The organism is Phyllobacterium sp. (assembly GCF_037994405.1).
Taxonomy (GTDB): Bacteria; Pseudomonadota; Alphaproteobacteria; order Rhizobiales; family Rhizobiaceae; genus Phyllobacterium.
On the sequence record NZ_JBBNAN010000263.1, the window covers coordinates 1 to 6,042 of the forward strand.

Here is a 6,042-nt window from a genome sequence, read left to right on the forward strand (position 1 = left end):
CGATGTCGAAGGCAGCCATATCGCAGATGACGAAGTCGCTTGCGCTTGAATGGGCGCCTCACGGTATCCGGGTGAATGCGATCGCGCCAGGCTGGTTTCCGACGCGGCTCAACGAGACAATCATGGATGGACCGGCCAAGGGGTTTTTCAAGGGCAGGAACCCGATGCGACGGCTGGGCGAGCCGGAAGATATCGACGGCGCGGTGCTGATGCTTGCCTCCGACGCCAGCAGTTATATCACAGGAACCGTCATCACCATCGATGGCGGCCACAGCCTGCAAGGCTAAATACGTTCGGTCTCCTGCGGGCTGATGCGGGTGGCGAGGACGAAAACAAGCAGTGAGAACACGGCAGCATCGCGCCAGAGCACTGAGAAATAGCCACCCCACAACGATTCAACCAGCCCCACAATAGCCGCGCCAAACGCCGCATAGAGCGGTCGGGAAAACCCGCCCGCAGCCGTGATGAAAAGGATCTTCAGTCCGAAAATCATGCCGGTATTGAAGCTGACATTGCCGTAATAGAGGGCCGCGAGAAACCCTGCCAATGCACAGACGCCATAGGCAGTGAGGATCGCCTTCGTCCTCACCCTGTCGGGATCTATGCCGCACATTGCCGTCGCGGCAGGTTCGTCGCTCACGGCACGCCAGATACGGCCAGCGGAAGTCCGCAGCATGACGGTCTCGCCGATAGCAATCACTGCAAGTGCGATAATAATGTTGGCCACCTGCAATTGGGTCAGGCTGATATCGATGCCCGTTCCTAGTAGTTGAACCGGTGTGGCGAGCATTGGCGGCAACCAATAGTCTCTTGTGTCGGCGGCAATCCGCGATAGTTCCATCAGGAAAATGCTGAGGCCGAGCGTAGCTACCAGGATTGTGTTCCGCGTTCCTGTATCGAGCGGGGCGTAGATAAGCTTGGCGATCGCGTATCCGCCAATGCCGACATAGGCGGCAGCGATCAGCAACCCAAAGGAAAGGGCAGCGGGCAGCGTCATCCAGAGAATCGACCATCCAAATGCAGCCACGAGTATGAAGGTCTGTCCGGAAAAAGCGAATATCGCGCCCAACGACAGGTCCGTGCGATGTGTCAAGCCATGAATCAGCACATAACCATAGGCGAGCAGGGCATAGAGGGCCGCATTGTGGACACCATTGAACAGGAGCTGAAGAAAATAAGACATTTGCGGCTCTCGATTTACCGGCATTCTAACTTGCAAAATCGATTTTACTAGTTAGAATTTGTGCATGACTTTTGATTGGAATGCACATCGATTCAGCGGCGGTGTACTGGCCCTCGATCTGGCCAACACAGTCATTTTTCGCGATGCACCGGAGCGTTCGCAGGATCGCTTTGCTGACCCGGGCGAAGTGCCACGCTTTGCGGCTGCAGCGGCAAATCACCGACGGAGCGAATGGGGAAATGTGAAGTTTAATCCCCCCATCTCGCATGCTGCCATCGCGGCGCTGATCGAGGTCAGGGAGGCAATTAACAGACTTTTTCGCACTGCCGTACATCAGGGTGGATTTCGACCTGAGCCGTTGTCGGACTTCTTGCGCCTTGGATCAGAATTGGTCTGCGATGAGCCAGAACGGAATAATCTGATCTTGCCTCAGCCTTCGGAAGGGAGACGGGAACTGTCACTAGGGGCGGCGGCTTTTCTCTCGGGGGTACGCCTGTTTGAACCAACAAGGCTCGAACGAATCAAGATATGCCCGAACTGTCATTGGCTCTATTTTGACGAAAGCCGCAATCGCAGCCGGCGCTGGTGTGACATGAGCGTCTGCGGCAATCGAGCCAAGGCCCAGCGCCACTACAGCCGCAACGGAAAACCGGCGGGAAACAATCATGTCTGATGGCTTGCGTTCCTTGCGCTGGATCGCGCTTTTTATGGTGGTAGCCGGTACACTCGGCCTCGGTGCTTGCCGGGACGCGGGCGAGGGCGACTATCTGAATGTTTCCGGCAAGATCTTCGTTTTCAATTACCGGATCGCCCAGGCAACCTATCTTCTTACACTCGCGAAACTCAGGCCATTGCCTGACGGCGCCATGCTGGAGACTACTTTCGAAAACCCGGCGGGTGGTGATCCGTTCATCGTTCGACAGAAGATCTGGCCGATGATGGATAAGATCACCGTCGAAAGCCCGCCGGTCAAGTGCGTGAAGGCGAACCGGGAATATAAAGTTAGCATGCGTCTTGAAGACCCCAAAGGTCGTGTCCTGCAAATGATCGAACGGAAAATGATATCGGACACGGACGAGTCGGTGCTGCCCGACAAGCCGCTTGTCGTTGGTCCGTTTTACGATCCCAATCCGGACAAGGGTTCCACCGACAGTCCTGCTCCAGCTTGCCCTTCCTCGTAAATCGGCACCAGTTTTCCAATGCGCCGCCGAAACCAGATCGACATTTAGAAATTGGTAATTCTGTTCTTCAATTCCTGGATATTAGATCGAAAGAGCTATGGCTTTAAACGGTTTAGTCGGATGTCCAATCTATAACCCCGTGTTCATTGACTTAACCCACTTTGGGCAAAGGTATTTGCGGGCGTATTGATGAAAACTGAACGCAACGAGAGCATGTCGCTGGAACTTTTTTCCGTTCGCACGCTCTATGCGAACAAGAAGGCAGCCTGGTGGACCTCTGTTGTCCAAATCAGCGCGACCTTGATGATTTACATCAACACCAATCAGCCGGTGTATCTTGCCTTTGCAGTCGCTTTCCTGCTGACCATCCTTGCCCGGGCGGCAAATGTCACCGCATTCGAACGAGCTGACCTGACGGCGGCCACCTCAGCGACATTGAAGAAGTGGGAATGGCGCTATCTATCCGGTGGGCTGACCACGTGTATTTTGCTTGGAATGCTGTGCTTTGTCAGCATTTATGTCCTGGCTGACGCATCAGCTGCGATCACCAGTGTCATTATCGCGATCGCATCAATGGTTGCGCTGGTTACCCGAAATTATGTTTCGCCGGTTGTCGTGATGGGTATGTCCGTCGGAATCCTGGCACCGCTGTTTGTGACATTTATCTTGCTGGGCGGCTTTTATAACTGGCTGCTCGCCCTGCTGATATTGCCGTTTTTTGGATACAATATCGTCATCGCTTTCAACCTTCGTCGGTCGCTATTTGATGCACTGCTGGGCAAACAGCAACTCGGCACAGTCGCCAATAACTTCGATGCAGCGCTGAACGGTATGCCCCAGGGGCTGCTTATGTTTGATTGCGAGCAGATCATCACTGTCGCCAATATGAAGGCGGCGAAGATGATGGGGTTTGATCGTCCCGAACAGCTTCAGGGCCGGTCTCTTGAAGCATTGTTGCGCCTGGCTCAATTGCGAGGCTATTTCCCCGACGCAGCGCTGAAATCTCTGCGTGTCAAAATGGGCGACCTGTTGACTGGCTCGAAGCAACGCGACACGTTTGAATCGCCGGCAAAGCGCCATTTCGAATTTACCGCAACGCCTGACCCGCAACACGGCACCGTACTGGTAATTCAGGACGTCACCCGCCGGGCCGATGCGGAAGCGCAGATCAACAGGATGGCGCGCTATGACAGCCTAACGGGTTTGCCGAATCGCAGCCAGTTTGCCGAGGTCGCACATACGTACGGCAGCACGGTTCAGTTCGGTGCGCAGATTGTCCTGATGGTGATCGATATCGATGGGCTGAAACGTACAAATGATACGTTCGGCCATCGCATTGGCGATGAGCTGTTACGCGCATTCGCCGAGCGCCTGTCTTCCGTGGACGTGAGTCATCCGGTCGCTTCCCGGTTTGGCAGTGACGAGTTCGTGCTCCTGTTTTCTGCGCAAACGCATGGCGAAGCGCTGGAATCGATTGACCGCATCATGAAAGGGATAAGTGGCCAATACGCAGTATCGGGCCAGGATATCCAGACGGCCGCCCATGCAGGAATCGTCATTGTCGATGCGACGGAACTCGACCTTGCCACCATGCATATGAACGCGGATTTGGCGCTTGATGTTGCCAAGAAGGACAGCCAGAAGGACTGGGCAGTCTTTGTCCAGACGATGGACCATTCGTTCAGGAGCAAGCAGCGGCTCAAGGCGGATCTGCGCAAGGCCATTGCTGACGGGGCCCTGTCTGTCGCATATCAGCCGATCGTCAATGTTCGCTCCTTGCGAATGACCGCATGCGAGGCTCTATCCCGCTGGAACCACCCGGAATTCGGTGCGATTTCGCCGGCCGAATTCATTCCGATGGCCGAAGAAATGGGACTGATTTCAGATCTCACGCGAAATGTGATTGAGCGCGCCGTGCTGGACTGCAGCAGATGGAACTCCCGGATCGCTGTTTCGGTCAATCTGTCGTCACTTGATTTGCGGAACATGAACATGGTGAACATCATTCAATCTGCATTGCGGCGCCATGAAATCGAGCCGCATTTGCTTGAGGTGGAAGTGACGGAAGGCGCGATCATCACCGATCGCGATGCGACCGGCAGCGTTCTTGCCGAACTCAAGCGTTCCGGGGTGCAGGTTGCGATCGATGATTTCGGCACAGGCTATTCGAGTCTGAGTTATTTGAAGGATCTGCCGGTCACGAAGGTAAAGATCGACCGGTCCTTCATAGTCGATATTGCAGCGGAGGGGCGTTCGTTGAAACTCTTGCGCGGCATTGTGCAAATGTCGCATGAGCTTGGATTGTCCGTTACAATCGAAGGGCTTGAAACCAGCGAACAGTCTGAATTGATCAATCAATGGGTCGGTGCAGAATATGTTCAAGGGTATTTGTACGGCGCCCCCATGTCAGCAGATGACATATCAAAGCTGCTGGACATCCCGATGGAGCAAAAGTTGCTGGTGGTGAATGGGGACTCCGTTCCGGTATTGCACTGACCGAGATGGTGCACTCGATAGCGTGGGCCAATTCCTGACACGATGCTGTATTAGCTTGTTCTATTCTTGCTGATAAGCTGTCGCCTGATTGGCGAAGGTCGAGTTCGTCAGAAAGGATGTGACATGATCGCTCAAATCGCTATCGCTCCGCTGGTCGCGTTGATTGCAGGCATTATCATACTGATCGCTCCCCGGCTGCTGAACTACGTCGTTGCGCTTTACCTCATCATCATAGGTGTGGTGGGACTCTTTCCGCATCTGCTCAGTTAAACTGAGCCTAAAGCCGGTCATTTAGGCGAAACTGTCTATCCGATTTATATCGATTGAGAGCTTATGAGCGACCATCTGCGCATTGCACTGATGCAGCGTTTTCGCTATTGCCTTAAGGACGTCGACTATAAGAGGTTTGAAGATGGCTGAACATCACGACACTACGCCTGCAGAATTGGGCGCGCCCATGGACTACAAGGAACATGAGAGCACTTACAATCTGTTTCTGACACTTTCGAAATGGGGCGCGATCTCCTGCCTTGCACTCGTGATTGCAATGGCGTTCGGCTTTTTCGCAGGCGGTTTCTTTTCTGCCATTGTTCTTTTTATTGTTATCTGTCTGGCTGCCTGGTTCCTCCTCTAGGCGGCAGCCAGCTCTATCCAAATCCGGGTGGAAATCCTTCTCAAAAGCCGTTCATTCGAACCGCGCATATCTCGGGGTTGCCAATCGTTATAAGCGGGAAAGGCGCGCTGGCCTCAGGGCCACTGTCTTTATAGTGATAACTTGCTTGGGGGGTGAAGAGCTTGGCTCAGACACTATTCATACCGAAAGAGATTGATGCCAATGAGCCGCGTGTTGGCGGCTCGGCGGAGACGGTCAAGAAACTCGTCGGTCTCGGCTTCAATGTCATTGTGGAGACGGGTGCCGGGACGGCATCGCGTATACCGGACGGAGAGTTCGAGGCGGCGGGAGCGACGATCGGCAAGGCTGGCGATATCAAGAGCGCCGATGTCGTCTTGAAGGTGCGCCGGCCGGCGTCGGCGGAGCTTAAATCCTACAAGCGGGGCGCGGTCGTCATCGCCATGCTCGATCCTTACGGCAATGATGCCGCAGTGAAGGAGCTGGCGGATGCGGGCGTGACCGCCTTCACGATGGAGTTCATGCCGCGCATCACCCGGGCGCAGGTCATG

Annotated in this window: 7 protein-coding genes and 1 pseudogene; 7 read left to right on the top strand and 1 reads right to left on the bottom strand. The window is 54.6% G+C overall.

The genetic code is table 11. From position 1 onward, the window contains the following. On the top strand, positions 1 to 287 hold a 287-nt coding region (locus AAAC48_RS14630), incomplete at its 5' end, for an SDR family oxidoreductase (RefSeq protein ID WP_340654876.1). Here AAAC48_RS14630 and AAAC48_RS14635 read toward each other — a convergent pair. Continuing rightward, the gene (locus AAAC48_RS14635) at positions 284 to 1,183 is read right to left on the bottom strand and encodes a branched-chain amino acid ABC transporter permease (RefSeq protein WP_340654877.1); all 900 of its coding nucleotides are present in this window, start codon (positions 1,181 to 1,183) and stop codon (positions 284 to 286) included. The two genes, AAAC48_RS14630 and AAAC48_RS14635, sit on opposite strands and share 4 nt — an antisense overlap. A gap of 64 nt (positions 1,184 to 1,247) precedes the next feature. Here AAAC48_RS14635 and AAAC48_RS14640 point away from each other — a divergent pair, with 64 nt between their 5' ends. The 6 genes and pseudogenes from AAAC48_RS14640 to AAAC48_RS14665 all read left to right on the top strand — a co-directional run. Next, positions 1,248 to 1,856: a CGNR zinc finger domain-containing protein gene (locus AAAC48_RS14640; RefSeq protein ID WP_340654878.1), complete on the top strand. Its 609-nt coding sequence runs from the start codon at positions 1,248 to 1,250 to the stop codon at positions 1,854 to 1,856. Continuing rightward, entirely contained in the window at positions 1,849 to 2,364 is a 516-nt protein-coding gene (locus AAAC48_RS14645) for a hypothetical protein (RefSeq protein ID WP_340654879.1), read from the top strand. Before AAAC48_RS14640 ends, AAAC48_RS14645 begins: the two co-directional genes overlap by 8 nt. 189 nt (positions 2,365 to 2,553) lie before the next feature. Beyond that, on the top strand, positions 2,554 to 4,860 hold the full coding sequence (locus tag AAAC48_RS14650; RefSeq protein WP_340654880.1) for an EAL domain-containing protein: 2,307 nt from the start codon (positions 2,554 to 2,556) through the stop codon (positions 4,858 to 4,860). Positions 4,861 to 4,983: 123 nt separating this feature from the next. Next, positions 4,984 to 5,130, top strand: a complete 147-nt coding sequence (locus tag AAAC48_RS14655) for a DUF3096 domain-containing protein (protein WP_340654881.1) — start codon at positions 4,984 to 4,986, stop codon at positions 5,128 to 5,130. A 142-nt stretch (positions 5,131 to 5,272) separates the two neighbouring features. Next, entirely contained in the window at positions 5,273 to 5,494 is a 222-nt protein-coding gene (locus AAAC48_RS14660; protein ID WP_340654882.1) for an aa3-type cytochrome c oxidase subunit IV, read from the top strand. Between the two features lie 161 nt (positions 5,495 to 5,655). Further along, positions 5,656 to 6,042: pseudogene (locus AAAC48_RS14665) on the top strand (NAD(P)(+) transhydrogenase (Re/Si-specific) subunit alpha); the annotation flags it as partial.

Bases quoted from the DNA above. Each gene is read 5' to 3' on its own strand.
- AAAC48_RS14660 (WP_340654882.1), top strand. From the start codon at position 5,273: ATGGCTGAACATCACGACACTACGCCTGCAGAATTGGGCGCGCCCATG.
- AAAC48_RS14635 (WP_340654877.1), bottom strand. From the start codon at position 1,183: ATGTCTTATTTTCTTCAGCTCCTGTTCAATGGTGTCCACAATGCGGCC.
- AAAC48_RS14655 (WP_340654881.1), top strand. From the start codon at position 4,984: ATGATCGCTCAAATCGCTATCGCTCCGCTGGTCGCGTTGATTGCAGGC.
- AAAC48_RS14645 (WP_340654879.1), top strand. From the start codon at position 1,849: ATGTCTGATGGCTTGCGTTCCTTGCGCTGGATCGCGCTTTTTATGGTG.
- AAAC48_RS14640 (WP_340654878.1), top strand. From the start codon at position 1,248: ATGACTTTTGATTGGAATGCACATCGATTCAGCGGCGGTGTACTGGCC.
- AAAC48_RS14650 (WP_340654880.1), top strand. From the start codon at position 2,554: ATGAAAACTGAACGCAACGAGAGCATGTCGCTGGAACTTTTTTCCGTT.